Genomic DNA, 21823 nt, shown 5'->3' with positions numbered 1-21823 from the left:
AATTTCCCCTCAGACTTACTTTTCTAAAAAAGTACATCCATGCAAAAAATCACAATTTTCTGGTTTCGTAGAGACCTGAGACTCGAAGACAATACGGGCTTGTATTATGCTTTGCAGCAGGAAGAAAATATATTGCCCCTTTTCATTTTTGACAGCAATATTTTAGACAAGCTGGAAGATAAACAAGATGCCAGAGTTCAGTTTATCCATGAGCAAATCACCTCAATTCACGGAGAGTTGAAGGATAAAGGAAGTTCTATCCTGGTAAAACATGGGAAGCCTATAGAGGTCTACCAAGAACTTTGCAAGGAATATTCGATTTCCTCTGTGTATACCAACCGAGATTATGAACCTTATGCCAAGGAGCGGGATCAGGAGGTGGAGAAATTTTTGAAGGAAAAAGACATAGAATTTTACACATTCAAGGATCAAATGATCTTTGAGCCCGGGGAGGTTTTAAATGGATCAGGAGAGTTTTATAAAGTCTTTACTCCTTACAGCAAAGTTTGGCTGGAGGAATTCAAAAAACAGAAAATAGAACCTCTCTCCTATTTTCACTGGAAAAATCTCGATGAAACAAAACCGTTTTCACTTCCGAGTTTGGAAGATATTGGTTTTGAAAAAACTGACATTAAAATCCCGTCCAATACAGTAGATAAGGATTTGATTTCTGAATACGACAAAACACGAAACTTTCCGGCAAAGGATGGTACCAGTAGACTGGGAATTCATCTTCGTTTTGGGACTATTTCTATTCGAAAGCTGGCCTTGGAAGCTGCCAAGCTGAATGATACCTATCTCAATGAATTGATTTGGAGAGAGTTTTATATGACTATTCTGGCCTATAATCCTCAGGTGGTTGATAAAGCATTCAAGCCCGCTTATGATCAAATTCCATGGAGAAATAACGAAGAAGAATTTAAGGCCTGGTGTGAGGGAAAAACAGGATACCCCATAGTCGACGCCGGAATGAGGGAACTGAATCAAACGGGCTACATGCATAATAGGGTGCGAATGATTGTGGCATCTTTCCTGACCAAACATTTGTTGATTGACTGGAGATGGGGTGAGGCTTACTTTGCTGCCAAATTATTGGATTATGAATTGGCTTCTAATAATGGAGGTTGGCAATGGGCTGCAGGAACCGGAACAGATGCACAGCCTTATTTCAGGGTATTCAATCCGGAGTCGCAAACTGAAAAGTTTGATAAAGATTTGAAGTATATTAAAGAATGGGTACCGGAATTTGGAACTGATAAGTATCCAAAACCGATTGTAGACCATAAATTTGCCCGACAAAGAGCACTGGACACTTATAAAAAAGCACTGGATCAATGAATATCGGAGACCGAGTAAGATTACTACATGGCAAAGAAGAAGGGATAATCAGAAAAATATCCTCAAGTGGCAGAATTGAGGTAGAAATTGAGGATGGTTTTGTAATTCCCGCCATGAAATCTGAAGCGGTCGTAATCTCAGAAGTAGAAAAATCCTATTTCGGTGAGAGTAAAGTTCAGGAAGATTTTTCGGAAATTCCTCAGGCTATTTCCGCTCCCAAAGACCAGGGAATTTATTTAGCATTTGTTCCCGTCAATGATCAAAACCTCAGTTTATATCTGATCAATGACTCGAAGCAAGATTATTTGGTTCATGTGTCTGAGGTATTCGGCAACAATCAGAGAACTCTTTTGGCAGAACAAGTTAAACCTGGGATTGCCAAAAAATTTAACGATAGACTGTTGAAAGAAATGGATGAATGGCCAGCTTTTTTGCTGCGTTTTATTCCCATTCAACAAAGGCTGGAAAAAGGTATTGCTCCTTTTGAAAGGCAGTTAAAAATCAAGCCGACCCAATTTTTCAAGCATTTAAGCACTGCTCCTTTTTTGAATAAATCTGCTTATTTGTTCCACTTGGAACAGACTACCAAAGAATTGGATATTCGGTCCTTGAACTACGAGTTGGAGCAGCTTAATCCCAAGCCGGAGGAAAAGCCTGTAAAGAAGCTTGCAAGAAGCATTGACCTTCATATTGAAGAGCTGGTGGAAGATCATCAATCCATGAGTAATTCTGAGAAATTACGGATTCAGCTAGAAACATTCGAAAGGAAATTGGATCAAGCTATTCAATCCGGAATGGATGAAATCACCTTTATTCATGGAATAGGAAATGGGGTCTTGAGAAAAGAAATTCATAAGCGATTGAGTCAATTGGGAAATATTAAGTACTTTCAAGACACACAGAAAGATCAGTGGGGTTACGGGGCAACTTTAGTAAGAATTTCCTAATTGATGCAGGTGAAAATCTCTCCTATTTTCCAGGCTTTTGAGCAGCAACATGCCGAGGCTAAGGAGCTATTTCTGACGCTTGGAAAACAAATTAAGTCCAAGAAAGCCATAGAACTTTACGGAAAATTGAGTTTTCTGGAAGTGTATGGAGACCTTTTGGCAAAAATCCATTTTGAAAAGCAAAGCTTGCAGTTCGATTTTTTCGCACCCTTCAGCAAGCTTCAAAAGAACCTGAGAAAAATCAATCATTTAAAGCTGGTTGAAAAAGGATTAAGGCAAAGAGAATTGAATCAGGATCTGACCTATAATTCTTATTCTACATTTGTTGACAAGCACAAAAAGGGACTTTATTCCGAAACCTTTGATATGGTAGTTGGCAGTTCCCTGAAAGTCTGGGATGAGTTTTTGGCAAAGTCTCAGGAAGCCAGTAAACAAATCAAGCCTTTGACCATCAATACTGCTATCAATCAGTTAATTGAGGAAGAGTTGGAGTTTTTCCACATCAATCAAAGACAAAGACTGGACAGCAAGGCCTTGAAAGATCTTTTTGAAGGCTTGAGAAAAATCATCATGCTGGAGAATCTATTACTGTATTTGGGCTTCAATTCCATATTTATTGACAGTATTCATGCAGAGATGGAAGCATTGAAGGAAAATCTCAAACCCTGGTATGCCAATCACTTGGAGTTACAATCCCTAACTCATTTTCTCTCAGATAAAGAAGATGTGTCTAAAAAATATGTTGCATGGGTGAAAGACCTTCATACAGAAAAAAAGAGCCTGACTTCCAAAGTTGAAAAGCAGGCTCAAAGTTTATTTCAGAAAATTTTGGCTTAATCAGATCCTTGACAAGGCAAAGGCCAAGTCATTTTTCAGGTCTTCAGCATCTTCAATTCCCACACTTAAACGAATTAAAGAATCCACCAATCCTACTTTTTCTCTTTCCTCTTTAGGAATGCTGGCATGGGTCATGGTTGCAGGATGCCCACATAGAGACTCTACTCCTCCTAGTGATTCTGCAAGAGAAAAAAGCTTGAAGCTTTCCATCACTTTTCTAGCGTCTTCCAGTTTATTGCCTTTAAGTGAAAATGAAATCATACCCCCAAAATCTCTCATTTGACTTTTTGCAATATCATGATTGGGATGATCTTCAAATCCAGGCCAATATACTTTTTCTACTTTCGGATGATTTTTTAAATAAGCTGCGATAGTTTTTCCATTCTGAGAATGTCGCTCCATTCTGATATGCAAAGTTTTGATTCCTCTCAATACCAAAAAACAATCTTGAGGGCCAGGAACGGCACCACAAGCATTTTGGATAAAAATTAATCTCTGAGCTAGTTCATCCTCGTTCACAACCAAGGCTCCCATCACTACATCAGAATGACCTCCCAAATATTTGGTAACGGAATGCATTACGATATCAGCTCCCAAGTCCAGTGGGTTTTGTAAAAACGGGGAAGCGAAAGTATTATCCACACCCAATAACAAATTATTCCCTTTGGCCAACTTAGACAGTGCTCTCAAATCCACAATATTCATCATGGGATTGGTGGGAGTCTCAGCCCAAATCATTTTGGTATTCTCGTTGATTTTTTCGGCGACCAAATCAACATTTGTCATGGGCACAAAGTGAAATTTGATCCCATACTTTTCATAAACCTTGGTAAACAAGCGGTAAGTACCACCATACAAATCACTGGTACTGATAATTTCATCCCCTGGATTAAACAGCTTGATTACAGCATCTATTGCCCCTAAGCCGGAAGAAAAACAAATTCCATGTTTTCCATTTTCCAAGGCCGCTAAATTATTTTGAAGGGCTGATCGTGTAGGATTATGTGTACGAGAATATTCATATCCCTGATGATCGCCGGGAGACCGCTGCACATAGGTAGAGGTCTGATAAATAGGAGTCATTATAGCACCGGTAGAGGGATCAGGCTCCACACCGGAATGAATGGCTTTGGTACCGAATTTCATGTGATTATGATTTGTTTTTTAATGGCCATAACTTGTCCCGAGTATCGGGATGAAATCCCTGCCTGCAGCAGGCAGGTCGCACAGTTTCCCCGATACATCGGGGCATGCCAGTGGGTGTCGTTCTCGTCGTGCTCGATTTCATTGGATTATTTTTATTAATGAATACAATATCCGAACAGGATCAAACTTAAATAAATTCCTTCCTGTATACTTGTAGTGGCGGGAGAAATCACTCCCTAAGGGTAACCAAATATGACAAAAAAGGGCAGTATTTTCAACTTCTTTCCCGATTACCTAAAAATTTATCCTTTAGCAACTTTAAGCTGGTTATGGGTGGTAGTTTGTCCTGCTTTGGGCAGCGCATGGATCCTAAAAAATTACCAACTGCTGCTAGCCTTTGATTCCCTTTCCTGGATTGCTTATCTACTCTTTATCTTGATTGCAAGTTTGGTAATGGGACTGGCTCTTTTACCTACTACTCTAAGTGCTGTCATCAGCGGTTTCCTGTTGGGCTGGACTGGATTACCCGCCATTATCCTCGCTTATTCCATGGCGAATGTCATAGGCTACTTTTTAGGCAAACTATTTAACTCCGGTCTCATAGAGCTATTGGAGGCCAAAAACCCTGAATTCTTAAACGAATTAGAAAAAAGGAAAAGCAATGAGGGCAAATTGATTTTCTTCATTAGAATCAGTCCTGTGATTCCATTCGCCATTTCTAATTTCTCATTTGCCTCCCTTCAGGTTCCCCTTCGCCAAGTGTTGATTTATGGGATTCCAGGAATGCTTCCAAGGACCATCTTGGCTTTTTTAGCAGGAATATTAGCCAATGATTTCTTAGGAGCGAGAGAAAAGCTGAATGATCCCATTCAAATAGGCTTTGTCCTCCTTTTTCTCCTAATCAGTATTTGGGGAATTTGGGTGAATTGGAAAAAATCTAAAGCTTAACGAAGCAAGTACATTTTGCCATAACCCCTGGTAAATCCACGATCACCAGCAGTAGGTCTATGCTCCATGAATTGTCCATTTTTTCGGATCAAAACTCTATAAATGTACACGCCATTGGCCAATTGATCTCCAAATTCATCTTTTCCGTCCCAAGCATATTCAGTGATATTATTCCCGATTCGGATAGGACCTAGCTCATCCTGCAAAATCTCCCTGACTACCTTTCCGGTCACAGTCATGATTTGAATTTTGATTTGATCCGGAACTTCCGAACCAGTCACAGTAAACACAAACCGGACACTGGTGCTGAATGGGTTTGGATAAGGATAGAAGTTTGAAATCTGTGACTCATTGACCACTTCAAAAGTAACCTCATAAGGCATAGGTGAGTCTTGATTCTGAACTTTGAGGGTATAGACTCCATCTTCTAAAGGACCTGGCTGGAAAGAAACTCTAAAGTCATTTTCATCACTGGCTGGAGTCCAAGTCAAGTTAGGATTGGAGAAATTTATTCTGGTAAAATCACAGGTATCACAATTCTTTTTCAGGAAAATATCCAATCCAACCGTGTCTGTTTTATGCAAAAACGATTGGTCATTTTTTAATATCGCATTGATCAAAACAGTCGGAGATACAATGTCCCCATCCATGATATATATCCCGTCAAAATTTACATCCAACAAGGACTGAGAATCATCTTCCTGAACAACAAAGTATGTTCCCACCTCGATTTGATTGTTTCTATAAGTTTGTTCTCGAAGAATTCTAGGATTGGCAAAAATCTCCAAAGTATTCTCCCCACCTTTTCCTATAGAGTTGAATTCTATGGTATGAGTAAAACTTTCTCCTGCCTTCAAAGCGGCAAATTTTTTAGAAAAGGATTCAACCTTTCTGGATTTTAGATTGGTCAGCTTCCAGTCCACCTGAATGGAATCCGGGAAGTCGTAAATAGAGACATTTTTAAACTCGAAGTTAAAACTACCTGATTCTCCTTCTCTAAGATTTACTCGATCTTGGTTGTTTTTCAAGATTAGCGCTCCTTCAGGTACGCCCTGAAAATTCACCTGCCATCTTTTTAGGTCGGCTGGAGCAGTTGAATTTGGATCATTCATCTCATACCGCAAGCGCAAATATGGATAGGACTGGGAATTGATAAAAGAAAGATCTAATTGGGAGGAATTCTCATTGCTGATTAACACCTCTTCTTCGCCGTTTTCTTTGACTCCCAAAATATCAAAATAGGTCTTCTCCTGCTCATTGATCCAAGGTCTATCCTTCACTGCCTGGAAAAAGTTTTCCCATGAACTGGCGGGTCCAATTCTAGGTGTGAAAATATAGCCTTCCGTCAGATAGCCTTTCAACTGAGACTTGAAAGAAAGAGTCTGCTTATTGGATGGCACTTCCATATTTGGATTCCCAACTATTTCCAAAGCTTCCCCTGGTTTCATCCCCTTTCTTCCATAAAGGATATAGGGATCACCAGTCTTGAGGGCACGAAGTGTAGCTTCACTTGCACCGAATTGCTTGATCAATTGATAGGCTTCCTCAGGCCAACTGTCAAATGTCACATTACCAACGGAGAAAATGATGACGAAATCTCCCTGCTCCACATTATTGGTAAACTCTCTTAAAATAGTTTGTCCAGGTGTAGTAATCCAGGCATTTTGAATACTTTGAATCAATTGAGGTGGTCTACCACAAGAGCGACCGTCCAAAATATCAAATCCAGGAACTGGGATAGGCAGGTATGGTTGAAGTGTTTTTTGCTGAAAAGTCACCAAGCCCAGAGATCCATTTGGGCAAAGTCGACTATTCGCATTATTTACGTTATCGATAATCTGAGGAACGTTATTCAGATAAAACTGCGTATTTCTAAAAGATAGGGTATCAACTGCAGAACCAACTGTAAATACTTCTACTCCAAGATTGACATCCTTGTAAACCAATTTTCTTTCAGCTTCATCGATGTTTAGATTACTCAACTGGTTTTCTGCGATTTGCTGGAAGGTTCTTTGCGTCCAGCCTTCTGGCCCATTTGGAATAAAGGAAAAGCTGGAACTGCTCCAAGAATCGGTTTCTCCCGGTCGTGGCTCTTGGAATTTTGTTCTCCAAAAATAAGTGACTGAATCAGCTCCCGGCAAAAGGTCAACTTTCCAAGTTGCCAAACCCTTAGAACTCAACCTAATCTCTTTTCGGTAAGCCGAGTTGAAATTGGAGGTCGTATCCATTTGCATGATTACTGTCCTGTCAGTAGGATTATTACCCGGCAACTGTGTGATTAAATCAATGGATTTTTGATTGACAATCCCATATTCCAGAGGATACAGATTGAGGGTTCCACTCAAAGGCACAAATTGAGAAATGGTAATCTGATTATTGGAAAAAGACATTTCCTCCACTTCTCTGGAAGGATTAATTTCTAAGATAATGGTGTTTTCACCGGCAGAAGCTACCCCTATGTTAGGGATAGAAAAGGAAAGACTGTCCAACCTACTAACAGCGGAAGTTTTTACTATTGGATAAGTAATTTCTTCTCCGGATGGAAGTCTTCTTCGAACTTGATAAGAAATGGAATCAAAGCCTACGATTCCTATATTTCTTAATACAAAATTCAATTTCAGACTATCAGAAAGGGCCGATATGGGATCATTGTCAAAACTTTCAATTCTAGCCTCAGATTCCGTGACAAAATAATCAGGTTTATCCGCCGGAAATAAGCGCAACGCTGGATCTCCCATCAGAATCATTTGTTCCATGTGAGAATAGTTTAGCGGAGCAGTACCGTACCTGCTCACAAAAAACCTTTCCGCCTCCATTTTTATTTCTCCTACAGAACGGTAGATCTTGGTGCTGTCGGCAAAGGCATTCAAATAAAAGGCATCAGAATACCTTCTTAAATACACATCCACCCCAATGGCTGAATTCGCCATGATATTAGAAGCTCCTTTATTAGGAGTGATGACCCAATCTTCACCTTGAGTATAATTGGTGCCAAAGGCACTACCGTAATCACAGCCATTAAACAGCATTACAGGATATTTTCCTTTATTCTGATAATTGATTGTTGGGTCAGAAGCGAAGCCGATATCAATATCCAAAATGGTTGGAGATCCATGTCCAAAGAAAGTCACCAAAGACCTTCCCTCATTCAAATCTCCCGTGATATCAATGACCTCCACCACACTATTGGACCGCTTTCTGTAGGTCGTCACATTTCCTCCTAGAAATGGTCCTTCAGCAATTCCTTTAAACCCGTTCAAAAAATTAAAATATCGGTTCAATTCGAACTCAGAAACCCCTCCACCTAAATGAAGTATTTCTTTTTGCCATGGAGCCTCCAAGCCCAGCAAGTCCTTTTCAATCGCTTTATAAAAATAATCTTCCAGCTGTTGAGAGTCCTTCGCAGGTATTCTCCCAATTGCCATGGCCGGTAGCTCAGGATTAGCTGGATCTAAATTGAGTGTAAAGACGACATCAGAAAAAGGATAACCACCTACCGGCACTAAATCTTGCTGAGTAAACACTGCCGGATTATTTCGATAGAAATAGGTAATACCACCCACACGAGCAGTACTGTAGATAGCCAAACCTCTTCCCGCCATCAAGATATGGGTAGGTTTATGGACAGGATAATAGGCCTTCAAAAATTCATAAAGTGCAATCGGAGATCTTTCACCATAACCAAATTGATCGTAGATATCCTCCATGATTAAGGTCAGGGTATCATAAGCACCGCCTTGAGGGGAAGCTCTATGTTCCGCATATGCTTTTAAGGGATTTTGAAAATTCTTAGAAGGCCTTTGTAAAGCTTTACTCCCTACCAAAATATAATCAGCGGCTTGACCAAGGTAGTCTCTGAATTTGATAGGTTTTACCTCAGTTACTTTCTGGATTACATCTTCATTTTCAAGCCAGATTTTACTTTCTTTTCCTTCTACCGCAGCTTGTAAACTTAGGTTTCCTGAATTTTTCGATAAGGAAACCCTAACCGGATTGGAAGGATCGGATATTTCAAGTGCCGCATAATTCCCTGCAATAGAAGAATATTGAATTTGCTGATTTCCAGCAGGATTGATTAGCAACTCTGATCCAAAATCACCAGTTCCTTTGTTTTTGGAATAGCGAATTTTAGCATAAGTAATAGATATATTATCCACAGCTTCAGGCCCAATCGGAGCTACGGAAATTACGATACTCCCATTGGCATTGAAATCCGTCATTCTGAGTGGAATTCTGGCAAAAACAGTATTAAATCCAGAAAAGTCCTGAACACCAACCTGCCTCTGACTGGTCCCGCTAACTCCTGCCGTTATTCTGGCCCGATGAGCATTCGCCGATCTTCCTGTCAAACCAATTTCCAAATAAGGATCTCCTGATGATGCTGGGACGCCTAATTCCCCAAAAGGAACCTGGCGGGTAGCTCCTTTTGAAATCACTGAGCTCATCCAGCCTTGACCCTGATCATAGCTAGAAAGGCGAAAGCCCAAGGTATAACTGATTCCAAGAGAATACTGATCGCTAAATACTTGAAGTCTTTCAGATTGATAAGACTGAATTTGTGGTGCAGTTGCTGCTGGAGTCCCTCTTACAGCCATTCGCTTACCTGGTGAATTAGCAATAGTCAAAAAGTAAGCGGTAGTATCGGTATGGGTGTTAAAATATGGATTAGGGATAGGCTTAACATCTCTATAAAGGATGGAGTCTAGCTTAGCATCATTTCTAATCCCATAAAAATCAATGTAGTCTCCCTCATTCAGTCTTCCGTCTTGCTCCCCTTCAATATAAATGGCCACTTCTTTTCCTCGATGAAACATCCGGATGTTTCGTGGGTCTGTGGTGCTAAGATTTATTCCTGCACTTTGAAGTGTTGCAGGGCTGATTCTGTAAATCCCATCCTTTGCAGTCGGAATCTTATAATAGACTTGATCATAGGAGTACCATATACCCTGCTGCGCAAAAAGTCCCAATGCTAGGCAACTCAGGAGATATGTAAGGAACAGCTTTTTCAATAGGTCCATCCTTTAAATTTTCGAAAATCGTCCTTCATTTTTTCCAGGGAAACTTTCACGGAAAACACATGGGAATAAGGTGTCTCTGAAACATTTCCTATATCAGAAAGCGCATAGTCAATTTGGAATTTTTCACTCAGCAAAACTCCCAAACCAGCACTTGGCATCATGCTCATAGACTTTTCACCATCAAAATCTTTGATATACTGAAAGTTGCTGACACCCGCTCGCAAGAATGCCAGCTTTTTATAGCCTAATTCCAAACCCATCTTTGGGTCTATGCTTAAAAGGGAGGTAGAAATAAGTGTATTTCTCTGCCCGTCAAAAGTCATATCCAAATCCACAGCAGTTAAGAGACTGAACTGTTTGCCAACAGTAAAACCATAGGTAAAGCTACTAATTGCTCGAGGCAAGGTTAGCTCGACTGAATTCACCGGAATCTCATTATTAGTCTGGGAGTAAATGTCTCTCACCAATTCCGCATTATGGGACCAAGCATTAAATGTTGTGGTGATATCCCTTAGCATTAAACCTAAAGTCAGGTTTTTTTTCACATACATTCCCCCCAAATCCAAACCAAAGCCCCAGGCATTTGCGAATTTTCCTACATTTCTATGAATCACTTTTGCATTAGCTCCGACTTTGAAATGATCAGATAAATCCCTGGCGTAAGTCAAGAGCAAAGCATAATCTGCTGCATTAAAAAACTGAATATTATTATAATTCAGCGCTCCATTAGCATCATAAAGGAAACGGGTATCAGGAATATCATCCACTCCAAACCTGATCAAAGAAATTGCTAATTGACTATCATTCTTGAGGGGTGTTGTGAAAGCCAGATAATCATATTGGGCAATTCCTGCAAAATATTCAGCATGCATGAGCATTGCCTCATATTGATGAGTGACCCCCATCAAGCCAGCAGGATTCCAATAAGCTGCTGTCACATCTCTGGTGGCAGACACCTGTGCTCCACCCATACCCAATGCTCTGGCTCCTACACCTATGTTCAAAAATTCATTGGAATATTTAGGGGTGAGGTCTTGGGAGAACGCCATTTCACTCTGACAACTGATTGCCAGAAGCAGGAAGAAAAAAATAAATTGAATAGTACTGTCTCCTTTCACAATCCCAAAATAACCAAAATCTTTTAGAAGCTTATAGTCCTCGAAAATAAGCATACAAATGTCCTGTATCTGTTCGCTGTCGGACACATAAATGTACGCATATTAACAAATCAAATAATCTTAAAATCATCGTCCGAAAATAATTTATTTTTTTTTCAACTTAAAAGATTAATTAAAAATTCCCTTTTACAGCTCAAAATCGATGTTTTATTTCAATAATGTATCACCTAGGGCATCAATAAAGCAAGGAATTAGGTTATACAAGGTAGCTTAGAAAAGATTGGTATCATTTTTCATTCATATAAAAGTGTCGGGAGAATGAATTCCCGAAAAAAACCACTAATCATGAACGTCGCCAACACACAAATTCAAATGCGAAAGGGACTTCTGGAGTTATGTGTTCTTCATATAATTTCCAGAGGGGAAGTTTACACTTCTGACCTGATCGATGAGCTTACCCAAGCTCAAATGATCGTGGTGGAAGGAACCCTGTATCCCCTACTCAATCGGCTCAAAACTGCTGCTTTGGTAGAGTATCGTTGGGTGGAGTCAGAATCCGGCCCGCCCAGAAAGTATTATTCCATCACAGAAAAAGGAAAAGACTTTCTCCAAACACTCACCGAAACTTGGGCATCTCTAGTCAATTCAACCCAAGAAATCACCTCCAAGAATTGATTAAAGTTTTGCACCGATCAGCAGACCCTAAATTGAAAAGACAATGAAAAAGACCATCAGCATCAATATTAGTGGAATTCTTTTCCACATAGAAGAAGACGGATATGATACGCTCAGAAAATACCTGGATGCAATCAATAAACATTTCTCTTCTTACAAAGACAATCAGGAAATCATCTCGGATATAGAAAACCGAATTGCGGAGATTTTCTTGAGCAACCTGAAAAACAACAAACAGGTAATCACAGCGGAGAACGTAGATAAACTCATCGAAAAAATGGGAACTATTGCTGATTTCGTATCAGTAGAGGAAACATTGGAAGAAGCAGATGAAGAAAAGGAATCTTCCAAGCAGGAGGATTTTTACAAATATGTAACTCCTCCGAATGCAGAAAAGAAAGGCTATAAGAAACTCATGAGAAATGAGCCCAAGAAAATTTTGGGTGGAGTTTGCGCCGGATTAGCAAATTATTTCTCAATCGACCCACTTTGGACCCGATTGATAGCTATCCTTTTGCTGTTTTCAGGAAATCTAAATTTAAGATTCGATGCCTTTGATATTTTCCCATGGGATAATTTCAGATTTAACTTAGGTCTGGGCTTCTTCGCCATTGTTGCCTACATAGTATTGTGGATTATCCTCCCAGTCTCCTACGATGTAGAGGAGGATAAAAACATCAAAAAACTCTATAGAAACCCCGATGATAAAGCTTTGGGTGGGGTAGCCAGTGGATTGGCAGCCTACTTTGGCGTAGAAGTCATCTGGACTAGACTGGCCTTTGTAGCCCTAACCTTGGCAGGAGGATCTGGTGTATTGATTTATTTGATTCTGTGGATCATTACTCCTGTGGCAACCTCGATCACTGAAAGAATTAGGATGAAAGGTGGAGAGATTACTTTGGATAACATTGATTCTACTCTTAAAGAAAATCTGAACCCACAGCCGCCTAAACCGGAATCTCAAACCAGAAAGATTCTCTTGGCGCCATTTCGGGTACTAGGCCAAGTGATTGATGCGCTAGGCAAAGCTTTGGGTCCATTGGGGTTATTCTTTCTGGCTGTGATCCGAGTGATTTTCGGTTTGATCGTATTCTTCATAGGATTATCCCTGACCATTGCTCCTATCATCGCCATGTCAGTGTATCTGGGAGTATTCACCACAGATGAATACCAGATCATGATGGATAATCTTCCCATAGAATTGATCTCCAATGTAATTCCTGTTTGGTTGGTAGTAGGCGCATCTTTCCTACTGATTATTCCGGGCATTCTTCTGATCCTTTCAGGCCTAAGTGTCTTGGTGAAAAAGAATCTGATTGGAAACAGATTTGGATTGGTAGCCTTTGCAGCTTGGATATTCTGTGTTGGAGTATGTGCCTTCCAAATCCCTAGAATTGTTGCTCAATTCAAAGAAGAGAACTGGTATAAAACCTCTGAGGCTTTGAATCCAAGCCCGGGAATTTTGATACTCCAACTTGACCCCTTGAGTGAGGAGGCAACTTTCAATGAAGTTTCTCTGAAATTGGAAGGTACTTCTGATTCTCTTCTGGTGTTGGATCAGGAATATTTCTCCCGTGGAAGAACGAAAGCAGAAGCCATGGAAAATGCAAAGGCCTTCCCTTACCAAGTGCAGGTGATGGACTCAGTTTTAACTTTCAGTGAAGGATTTGATATCAGCAATTTGGATAAATTCAGAGCTCAAAAACTAAAGCTCGTCTTGAAAATCCCTTACGATAAGCCATTTATTATGGAGAGATCTATTTTGGAAATCATCAGAAATACCTTGGGAAGAAATGGCTTTAGATCCTCAGATGTACGTTCCAGTACAGTTTGGGCATTCAATGAAGCTGGACTTGTCTGCCTTACATGCAAGGAAAATAATGAGTCGGAAGACGAGTTATTTGAGGAAGAAAAGCAAGTAGCTGACTCACTGACCCGAGCAAAATTGGATAGCATTTCCAAAGCAAAGTTTCTTCAAAACAATGAATAAAATCATTTATTATTTAAGAGAGGCATCCCAACAGATGCCTCTTTTTTTTGTAACTTCTCACAACTAAACAATAAACCCATGGATGTAACTGTAAAATTTTTGGGAGGCGCCGGATCCGTTACCGGCTCAAAATATTTAATTGACTTAGGAGAATTTGAATTTTTGGTGGACTGTGGACTCTTTCAGGGGAGAAGAGAACTTCGGGAAAGAAATTGGGATAAATTCCCCATGCCCTTGGAACAACTCGAGGCAGTAGTTATCACCCATGCTCATATGGATCATGTAGGCTATCTTCCAAGACTTGTTAAGCAAGGTTTTAAAGGTCCAATCTATTGCACTGAGGCTTCCTCGGAGTTAATCAAAATCCTGTTACTGGATTCCGGGAAACTGCAGGAAGAAGAAGCGGAATTTGCCAGAAAAAAGGGCTATTCCAGACATGATAATCCTCAACCATTATATACGGTAGAAGATGCTGAGGCCGTATTTCCCCTCTTGGTTCCCAAGGCTTTTGACCAAGCCTTTGAAATTCATCCTAAAGTGAAGGTTACTTATTTTCATGCGGGTCATATTTTAGGTGCAGCAATCACCAAAATTCTTATCAAAGGTAGCAGTCAGGAGAAAAAGTTGGTATTCTCTGGAGATTTAGGACGATTTCATGACCCACTGCTTTTCCCTCCTACGCTCATCCCTAAAGCCGATATTCTCTGGATAGAATCGACCTATGGGGATAGAATAGCACCTAAGGTCAAGCCTGAAGAAGAATTAGGATCAGCAATTCGTGATACTTTTGATCGCGGTGGATTGGTTATTATACCTTCATTTGCTGTTGGTCGAACCCAATTAGTTCTGTATTACCTGTTTAAATTAATGGAAAAAGGAAAAATCCCAAAGGTTCCGATTTTCCTGGACTCACCTATGGCTATTGATGCCACCAAACTCTACCTGGATTTTTCCACAGACCATCAATTAACTGCTGCATTGGAAGAGGATCAGCATCCTTTTAATCACCGGCAGTTACGCTACTTCCAAAAACAAGAGCAATCCATGTCACTCAACGAATACAGGGGCAATGCGATTATTGTCTCAGCATCCGGAATGGCAACTGGGGGAAGAGTCTTACACCACCTACATCATCACCTTCCTCATGAGAGAAATGGGGTCATTTTTGTGGGATTTCAGGCGGAAGGAACAAGAGGAAGAAGATTGGTAGAAGGAGAAAAATACATCACCATTTACGGAAATCAGGTTCCGGTCAATGCAAAAGTTTACCAGATTGACGGATTATCTGCACATGCCGACCAGGAAGAACTCATGGAATGGGCCGAGGGATTCACAGAAAGACCCAAAATGACCTTTATCATACATGGTGAAGAGAAGAGTGCCGAAGTTTTGGCTGATAAATTGAAAAATGAATTAAGCTGGAATACAACTATACCGAATTATCTGGAATCTGTAGTTTTGTTTGAAGGCATTTAAACTTATCTGATTATCCGCAATCATGCCAGTTGCCTTATTTTCTTTGCTTGACCGATTGGAAGACGATGACCGAAGCTTCCCGATTCTGATCTTTTGGGCTAATAATTGGCCATATTATTCTTATTACTCGTAAGAAATCGGATATTCATTTAAACTTATAGGATTATCTGAAATCTAGCCAATGGCCAATTCTCCATTTCGAATCGAGAAGGAAGACAGTGGACCGAAGCTAACCTAAATTGAATTTTCAGAAGAATCAAAAAAACAATTTCAAACTGATGAAATCGAGCACGACCCAAAGTGACACACAAAGAGACGCCCCGATGTATCGGGGAATCAATGCGAAGATTCCATCAGACCTTTGAAAAACAAATTATAACCAGATGAAAAATAAGATGTTATCCAGCCTTTTTATCATGCTTTTAGTAATACTTGCATTTTGCAAACCCATCAAACCAGAGGGTGAGGGAATCACAGGAACAGTGACATGGTTGGAAGGGAATCAAATGCCCATGATTGTAGAAGATGGCGAAAAACCCGAAGTAAATCCCAAAGGAGTCCCGGTACAAAGAACCTTGATTATTTATCCACTGACAAATTTGGCTGATGCCAAAGTGGAAGGAACCCTCTTTCAATCCATTTCTGGAGAACCAATCACCACGGTAACTACCGATGAAGAGGGACGCTACCTACTGGAGTTGGCTCCAGGTCGATATTCCATCTTCACACGGGAAGAAGATGGTCTCTTTGCCAATATTTTTGATGGGGATGGGAATATTCAGCCTGTTACCGTAAAAAAAGGAGAATGGACCTTGCTGGACATTGTGATTAATTACAAGGCGGTTTTTTGAAGGTAGAAATATGAAAGAAAGAGGCGAGAAGCGAGAAGCTAGAGCCGAGAAATCTGAAAGATAAAATTAGAAAGCTGAAAATTTGTGCATCACTAAATAACATTGATCGTTTGAGTCAATATCACAACTAACTGTAATCCAAAGTTTTAACAATTAATCGAAAAAAAAATCTGATTTTTTTCAAACTTGATGCAACGTTTTTTAACATCTCTACATCTACCTATTTGAAAGCTATTTGGAATGTTCAGTAGAACCAACTTTTCAGACGAACCAACATTGATTAAAGCATGCCTCAAGGGTGATCGGTCAGCCCAGCGACATCTTTATGATGTGTACTCCGGAAAGTTTCTGGCCATCTGCATCCGATATCTTAAAAATCGGGAACATGCCGAAGATGTGATGATAGAAAGCTTTATGAAGATATTCGAAAAACTCCCCCAATATCAAGCCAAGGGAAGTTTTGAAGGTTGGATGAAGCGAATCGTAGTCACTCAGGCTTTGATGACCTTGAGAAGCAATCGTCATCTGATGATGGAAGTTCATGTGGAAGAGGATGTGGAGTACGAACATCACCATTATGAAACCAAACATCTGGAAGCTCAAGATCTGATGGAATTAGTAGAAAGCCTACCGGTAGGCTATCGAACCGTCTTCAACCTTTATGCAATTGAGGGCTACGCACATCAGGAAATTGCCGAGCTGCTAGGTATTAGTGAAAGTACTTCCAAGTCACAACTGAATAGAGCAAGGAATGTGTTGAAAGAAAAAATTGCCACCCAACAACTCAAAGAAAGGAGAATCAATGGCTAAGAAAACAGAAAATATGGATCAGCTATTTCGGGATAAACTGGAAAATCACCAGGTAAAACCGAGTAAGCTAGCTTGGGAGAGATTGGAAAACCATCTCCCTCAAAGCAAAACCAAGCTTTCTACCTATTGGTGGGCTGCTGCAGCAGCAATCCTTCTCTTATTTACGGTGGGTTCCCTGTTCTGGCCAGCTCAAAATCCTTTAGAAGAAGAAATTCTAGCGGAAAAAGTGGAATCTTCTTCAAATGAAGAGGAAACAACTAACCAAGTTCCTGTCGAGATTGAAACGACTGAGAATCCGATTGAAATCATTGAAGAAAAAGAGTCAGCTAAAGTTGATAAAAGTTCTAATAGAGAGGCTCAACCCAAAAAGAATAACAATTCATCTTATCAGAAGCAATTAGAACCCAACAAGCAATTGATCGCTCAAAACGAAACTGCTCCTGAAAGAGAAGCAATCATTGAAAAGCCAATTGCTGAACCATTAAAGGGTTTGGAGGCTGAGATCCCCCAAATCAAACCTTTAGATCTGAATGCAACTGTAGCAGAACTTCAACCTACTGCTGAGGAAGCTCCTGCTTATAAAGTGACCATTGTGTCTAACGGAATTAAAGAAGACAAAAACCTGATTTCCGGAATCGGAAAAAAAGTAGATCAGGTAGAAGGAATATTGGGAAAAGTGGATGAAGGGTTTGCCACCTTACAAGATGCCAAAAACAGCTTATTCACCTCCCTAACGAGCAAAAAAGAAAAAGTGACCGAAAAGCCATAAATAAAAACCAACCTATTATTTAACAAAGAGCAATGGAGTCCTCGGAAACAAAAAGGCTGTCTCAAAAGTGCAATTTGTCACATTGAGCGGAGTCGAAATGTAGACCACAACCAAAGAGACGACCTTCGACTACCTGTCTGACGTCAGGCAGGCGCTCAGGCTGACACCAGGGCTACTTATGAGACAGCCTCAACGAGAATCCAAAAGATCGCTTAAAGACAATAAAACTATGAAAAAGTATCTGCTATTATTTTGCCTGATGGCCATGGTTCAAGTCGCTTTTGCAGCTAAACTGCCATCCCTTGATACAGAAATCAATAAGGACTCTGTCATCGTAGAATTCGGAAAGTCCGGAAAGGTAGTCATCATTGTAGAAAGCAAAGAAGACTTCGAAAAGCTTAAAATGATGAACATTGATGAAATCATTAAAAGCTTAGACTTACAGGAAAACAAAGAGACCGGAGAGTTAACCATCGTTCAGATCCAGAAAAAAGACGGCAGCACCAAGGATGTGGTGAAAGTTAGAGAAGAAGGTGCTGAAACTGAAGTAAACATCGGACGGATGAGGGTACTTGTGGATGAATCTGGTCAAAATACCAAGGTGAAAATTGAATCCGGAGCTAAGAAAACAGTTGACCCATCTTTCAAAACCAACTTTAACATTGATCTCGGTGTCAGCAACTATCTCAGCCCAGATGGAGGGTTTCCAACATCTGATAATCCCTATGCAGTCAAAGGCTGGGGAAGCTGGAATGTGGGATTGAACTGGATGGCTGCCCAGCGAATTTCAAAAGGTTTCTATTGGGATTTCGGATTAGGTTTTCAATTCTACAATTTCAAGTTTGAAAACAAGGACTTCCAGGCTGTTCGCGGGGATGAAATGATTGAATTTATCCAAAGAAATGATGTGGATGGATTCAAAAGCAAGATTTCCGCATCCTATATCACAGCCATGACCATGCTGGAACTGGATTTTGGAAAAATGAATGACAATGGCAAAAAAGGCCTACGCATTGCTGCAGGACCTTATGCAGGCTATAGATTAGGAGGTAGATCCAAATTCATTTACCGAGAGCTTGACGGTTCGGGAAGGAAAAAAGACAAACAGGATACCGGTCTTTACCTTCAAAACTTCCGATACGGTATCCGGGGAGAGATCGGTGTAGGAAGAGTAACTTTCTTTACCACTTACGACTTAAATACGCTTTTCCAGGATCAAAAAGGTCCTGAACTGAATCCAATTTCATTCGGAATAGTCTTTTAATCAGGGGGAGAGCCATCTCCCCCAATTACCTAACCAACTACTTATTATGAAAAATTTTCTAGCTACAATACTTGCCATTTTCATGGCATCTGGCTGGGCCTTTGCCCAAGAAACCGAATCAAAATCCATTGTTAAAACCAAAGAATTTTCCATGCTGGGAATGGAGTGGACCATGAATAAATTTGAAGATGGTACCAAAGAGTGGAATTTTGAAAATGACCAAGAAACCAAAACCTTTGTGAAGCCTAAGCCTTCCAAATTTGACTCGGATTTGAATATTGATCTGGGTATTAATGTTTGGACTCCTTCAGATGATCTTCCGGCTACCAAAGCTTGGGGTTCCTGGAATGTAGGACTCAACTGGGTTGGAGATTGGAAAGCGGCAAAAAACTTTCACCTAAAAACCGGAATAGGCGTTTCTTGGTATAATTACAAACTGGAAAACCGAAACCTCATCATTGAAAAATCTCCTAACGGAATAGAGTTCAATGAGTTTACAAACGGCGTAGGCACCAAATCCAAGTTATCGGCATCCTATGCAAATCTTTCCTTGGTTCCTACTTTGATGACCAGCAATCAAAAAGTAAGAATCGGACTTGGAGGATATGCTGGTTTACGAATTGGTGGCAGAGGGAAATTCGTCTACGAGGACAATGATGGAGACAAAAATAAAATTTTCGAAAAGTCCAATCTTTATGCAAACAACCTCAGATATGGAGCTCGCGCAGAAATTGGAATTGGAGACTTTGACTTGTATTTCAATTATGACTTGAATTCCTTTTTCGAAGAAGGCAGAGGTCCTGAAACAAATGCTATCAGCTTTGGAATTATCATCAATTAAGCTGCACGCAATCCTTTATTAAAACTTAAAAACTTCAACTCATGAAAAGCTTAACCCGACTTTATCTATTGTTTGCACTTTTATTGGTGCAGAGCTATGCTTTTGCGCAGAAAGTGTTGATAGACACCCAGAAATCCTACCCTGGGATCCGATCTATTGAAGTAGAAGGAGGCTGGCTGGATGTCAGCTATGATGGAGGAAGCTCTTCATCCGTAGATGTAGAAGCTTATCTAGAATCAGAAAATGAAAATCAAGACATCGTATTCGTGACAATTGGTGATGTTTTGAAGATTTCCTACAAAAGATCTTCCCAGATGAATTCCTGGAATAGCAAATCCAAAGGCTGGATCAAAATGTCAGGGCCTGAGTCCATTAAATTATCAATCCAAAATAGCTCGGGGAATTTGCTGGTAAGCCGCGTTAGCTCTGATGAAACTAGCCTCAAAGTAAGCTCAGGCAAAATACAAGCAAATCAAATCAGGGGAGATCTAAGGATCAATGCTACATCAGGGAATATCAAGGTTGATGGGGTGAATGGCAATGTAATGGCCGGTATGACTTCCGGAAATGCAGCTATTTTCAATGTAAAAGGGGATTTGCAGTACAAGTCCACCAGCGGTTCATTAGATGCAAATAATGTGGAAGGAGAATTAAGCGTAAGTCTTACATCAGGCAATGCCAAACTATCCAATATAGGTCAGTTAGGAGCTTTGAAGTTTACCTCAGGAAACATCCGTGCGGAGAATGCAGGGCTCGGACAGAACACCTCTTTTTCGGGTACTTCCGGTAATTTTAGAGTGCAGACACCATCAAATCTGAATGCATACAATTATGAATTGAAGGCATCTTCAGGAAACTTAAAAGTGGGAAAAAGCAGTAAGGGAAAGACTTTGGAAATCAATAATGGAGCCTCCACGACTATCAAAGGTCAGATTAGCTCCGGGAATATTACCATTGAGAATTGATGTTTATAGGATTTTTAATCAAAAAAAGGACTGAAATTCAGTCCTTTTTTTATGCTCTGAGGTTCACTTTTAATGGTTAGGAAAATTTCGCCATGATTAATTCAACCAAAGAGGGCACTGAGAAATACACGGCGAACCACGGAGTTTTAATGAGGAGACCTGTCGCTTTTTTCAGGCTGAGCGCCTGACTGACGGCTAGTTAGAGAGTCGAAAGTATTGTCAGGCTGAGCGGAGTCGAAGCCCTTTTTGCAAATCACTCCAAAACCGTCTTTGCCTCTTCCACCCTTTGCGGGAAATCAAAAGCGCTGCGCCGCTGCGAACTTTTTTTATCACATAGTTACAGTAGCAAACATAGATTTGGTTAATATTGATCCCAGACTGGAATAAGAGCCCAAAAACCAATTACTATTTACTTGCCTTAGACTTTTAGCAACTTTTGACCTCATAGAAAACATAGCTTTATATACACTTTGCCTTTTGATTCTTCTGTGGGAGAATAATAAAAATCAAATCGCTTCTACGAAGCTCTTATATACTCGTCATTCCAGATGCTACAATTAAAACGCCTCTCCGAGGCTTTCAAAAAATCTAGTCTCTCAAGAGCACCAGCGGTGCGGTATGATTGTAGAAAAATAGGTAATAAATGAACTCAGAGCACCAGAGGTGCGATTTGATAAATGCTTTGAAAATATCTTTGCTTCTTTTTTTCAAGGGCAAATTAAGCACTGCACCGCTGTGTCGCGGCGAGCTTTTTTTACCACATAGGCACAGTAGCAAACATAGATTTGGTTAATATTGATCCCAGACTGGAATAAGAGCCCAAAAACCAA

16 protein-coding genes are annotated in these 21823 nt (G+C 40.3%); 13 read left to right on the top strand and 3 right to left on the bottom strand.

What is annotated here, in order from left to right; genetic code table 11:
- Window positions 1–39: 39 nt before the first annotated feature.
- From FL972_RS06230 to FL972_RS06220, 3 genes are read left to right on the top strand one after another with little or no spacing between them, the layout of a single operon-like run.
- Complete coding sequence (locus FL972_RS06230) at window positions 40–1338, top strand: cryptochrome/photolyase family protein (RefSeq protein ID WP_144604201.1); 1299 nt, start codon at window positions 40–42, stop codon at window positions 1336–1338.
- A complete protein-coding gene (locus tag FL972_RS06225; protein WP_144604200.1) occupies window positions 1335–2285 on the top strand; it encodes a Smr/MutS family protein in 951 nt (316 codons plus the stop codon). Before FL972_RS06230 ends, FL972_RS06225 begins: the two co-directional genes overlap by 4 nt.
- Window positions 2286–2288: 3 nt before the next feature.
- Window positions 2289–3122, top strand: coding sequence for a hypothetical protein (locus FL972_RS06220; RefSeq protein WP_144604199.1), 834 nt, complete (start codon window positions 2289–2291; stop codon window positions 3120–3122).
- Here FL972_RS06220 and FL972_RS06215 read toward each other — a convergent pair whose 3' ends face one another.
- A complete protein-coding gene (locus tag FL972_RS06215; protein ID WP_144604198.1) occupies window positions 3123–4268 on the bottom strand; it encodes a cystathionine gamma-synthase in 1146 nt (381 codons plus the stop codon).
- Between the two features lie 252 nt (window positions 4269–4520).
- Between FL972_RS06215 and FL972_RS06210 the strand changes: the two genes are divergently transcribed.
- A complete protein-coding gene (locus tag FL972_RS06210; protein WP_144604197.1) occupies window positions 4521–5216 on the top strand; it encodes a TVP38/TMEM64 family protein in 696 nt (231 codons plus the stop codon).
- Here FL972_RS06210 and porU2 read toward each other — a convergent pair.
- The gene (gene porU2 / locus FL972_RS06205; protein ID WP_144604196.1) at window positions 5213–10234 is read right to left on the bottom strand and encodes a putative type IX secretion system sortase PorU2; all 5022 of its coding nucleotides are present in this window, start codon (window positions 10232–10234) and stop codon (window positions 5213–5215) included. The two genes, FL972_RS06210 and porU2, sit on opposite strands and share 4 nt — an antisense overlap.
- Window positions 10222–11334 carry a putative type IX sorting system protein PorV2 gene (locus tag FL972_RS06200; RefSeq protein WP_449354107.1) on the bottom strand — a complete coding sequence of 371 codons (1113 nt, stop codon included), beginning with the start codon at window positions 11332–11334 and terminating at the stop codon, window positions 10222–10224. The genes porU2 and FL972_RS06200 overlap by 13 nt, the downstream gene beginning before the upstream one ends.
- Before the next feature lie 363 nt (window positions 11335–11697).
- On the opposite strand from FL972_RS06200, the gene FL972_RS06195 reads away from it, so the two are divergent.
- The 9 genes from FL972_RS06195 (at window position 11698) to FL972_RS06155 (ending at window position 20993) form a co-directional block, all read left to right on the top strand.
- Window positions 11698–12027: a PadR family transcriptional regulator gene (locus FL972_RS06195; RefSeq protein WP_091649714.1), complete on the top strand. Its 330-nt coding sequence runs from the start codon at window positions 11698–11700 to the stop codon at window positions 12025–12027.
- Between the two features lie 43 nt (window positions 12028–12070).
- Window positions 12071–14017, top strand: coding sequence for a PspC domain-containing protein (locus tag FL972_RS06190; RefSeq protein WP_144604195.1), 1947 nt, complete (start codon window positions 12071–12073; stop codon window positions 14015–14017).
- 78 nt (window positions 14018–14095) lie between these two features.
- Window positions 14096–15493, top strand: coding sequence for an MBL fold metallo-hydrolase RNA specificity domain-containing protein (locus FL972_RS06185; protein ID WP_144604194.1), 1398 nt, complete (start codon window positions 14096–14098; stop codon window positions 15491–15493).
- Window positions 15494–15876: 383 nt separating this feature from the next.
- Window positions 15877–16344 carry a carboxypeptidase-like regulatory domain-containing protein gene (locus FL972_RS06180; protein ID WP_250161295.1) on the top strand — a complete coding sequence of 156 codons (468 nt, stop codon included), beginning with the start codon at window positions 15877–15879 and terminating at the stop codon, window positions 16342–16344.
- A 240-nt stretch (window positions 16345–16584) separates the two neighbouring features.
- Window positions 16585–17154, top strand: coding sequence for an RNA polymerase sigma factor (locus FL972_RS06175; protein ID WP_091649385.1), 570 nt, complete (start codon window positions 16585–16587; stop codon window positions 17152–17154).
- Window positions 17147–17923, top strand: a complete 777-nt coding sequence (locus FL972_RS06170; RefSeq protein WP_144604193.1) for a hypothetical protein — start codon at window positions 17147–17149, stop codon at window positions 17921–17923. Before FL972_RS06175 ends, FL972_RS06170 begins: the two co-directional genes overlap by 8 nt.
- A gap of 229 nt (window positions 17924–18152) precedes the next feature.
- Window positions 18153–19187, top strand: coding sequence for a porin family protein (locus FL972_RS06165; protein WP_144604192.1), 1035 nt, complete (start codon window positions 18153–18155; stop codon window positions 19185–19187).
- A 46-nt stretch (window positions 19188–19233) separates the two neighbouring features.
- Entirely contained in the window at window positions 19234–20028 is a 795-nt protein-coding gene (locus tag FL972_RS06160) for a hypothetical protein (protein WP_144604191.1), read from the top strand.
- A gap of 41 nt (window positions 20029–20069) precedes the next feature.
- The gene (locus FL972_RS06155) at window positions 20070–20993 is read left to right on the top strand and encodes a DUF4097 family beta strand repeat-containing protein (protein ID WP_144604190.1); all 924 of its coding nucleotides are present in this window, start codon (window positions 20070–20072) and stop codon (window positions 20991–20993) included.
- The last annotated feature ends 830 nt before the right edge of the window (window positions 20994–21823 follow it).

The sequence above is a fragment of the Algoriphagus algorifonticola genome (assembly GCF_007655305.1).
Classification (GTDB): Bacteria; Bacteroidota; Bacteroidia; order Cytophagales; family Cyclobacteriaceae; genus Algoriphagus; species Algoriphagus algorifonticola.
The sequence above is the reverse complement of the archived record's forward strand: the minus strand, read 5'-3'. Positions and strand labels throughout refer to the sequence as shown.

Coding starts and splice junctions, on each gene's coding strand:
- FL972_RS06185 (WP_144604194.1), top strand. CDS start 14,096: ATGGATGTAACTGTAAAATTTTTGGGAGGCGCCGGATCCGTTACCGGC.
- FL972_RS06220 (WP_144604199.1), top strand. CDS start 2,289: ATGCAGGTGAAAATCTCTCCTATTTTCCAGGCTTTTGAGCAGCAACAT.
- FL972_RS06180 (WP_250161295.1), top strand. CDS start 15,877: ATGAAAAATAAGATGTTATCCAGCCTTTTTATCATGCTTTTAGTAATA.
- FL972_RS06165 (WP_144604192.1), top strand. CDS start 18,153: ATGAAAAAGTATCTGCTATTATTTTGCCTGATGGCCATGGTTCAAGTC.
- FL972_RS06155 (WP_144604190.1), top strand. CDS start 20,070: ATGAAAAGCTTAACCCGACTTTATCTATTGTTTGCACTTTTATTGGTG.
- FL972_RS06190 (WP_144604195.1), top strand. CDS start 12,071: ATGAAAAAGACCATCAGCATCAATATTAGTGGAATTCTTTTCCACATA.
- FL972_RS06195 (WP_091649714.1), top strand. CDS start 11,698: ATGAACGTCGCCAACACACAAATTCAAATGCGAAAGGGACTTCTGGAG.
- porU2 (WP_144604196.1), bottom strand. CDS start 10,234: ATGGACCTATTGAAAAAGCTGTTCCTTACATATCTCCTGAGTTGCCTA.
- FL972_RS06215 (WP_144604198.1), bottom strand. CDS start 4,268: ATGAAATTCGGTACCAAAGCCATTCATTCCGGTGTGGAGCCTGATCCC.
- FL972_RS06225 (WP_144604200.1), top strand. CDS start 1,335: ATGAATATCGGAGACCGAGTAAGATTACTACATGGCAAAGAAGAAGGG.
- FL972_RS06210 (WP_144604197.1), top strand. CDS start 4,521: ATGACAAAAAAGGGCAGTATTTTCAACTTCTTTCCCGATTACCTAAAA.
- FL972_RS06170 (WP_144604193.1), top strand. CDS start 17,147: ATGGCTAAGAAAACAGAAAATATGGATCAGCTATTTCGGGATAAACTG.
- FL972_RS06160 (WP_144604191.1), top strand. CDS start 19,234: ATGAAAAATTTTCTAGCTACAATACTTGCCATTTTCATGGCATCTGGC.
- FL972_RS06175 (WP_091649385.1), top strand. CDS start 16,585: ATGTTCAGTAGAACCAACTTTTCAGACGAACCAACATTGATTAAAGCA.
- FL972_RS06230 (WP_144604201.1), top strand. CDS start 40: ATGCAAAAAATCACAATTTTCTGGTTTCGTAGAGACCTGAGACTCGAA.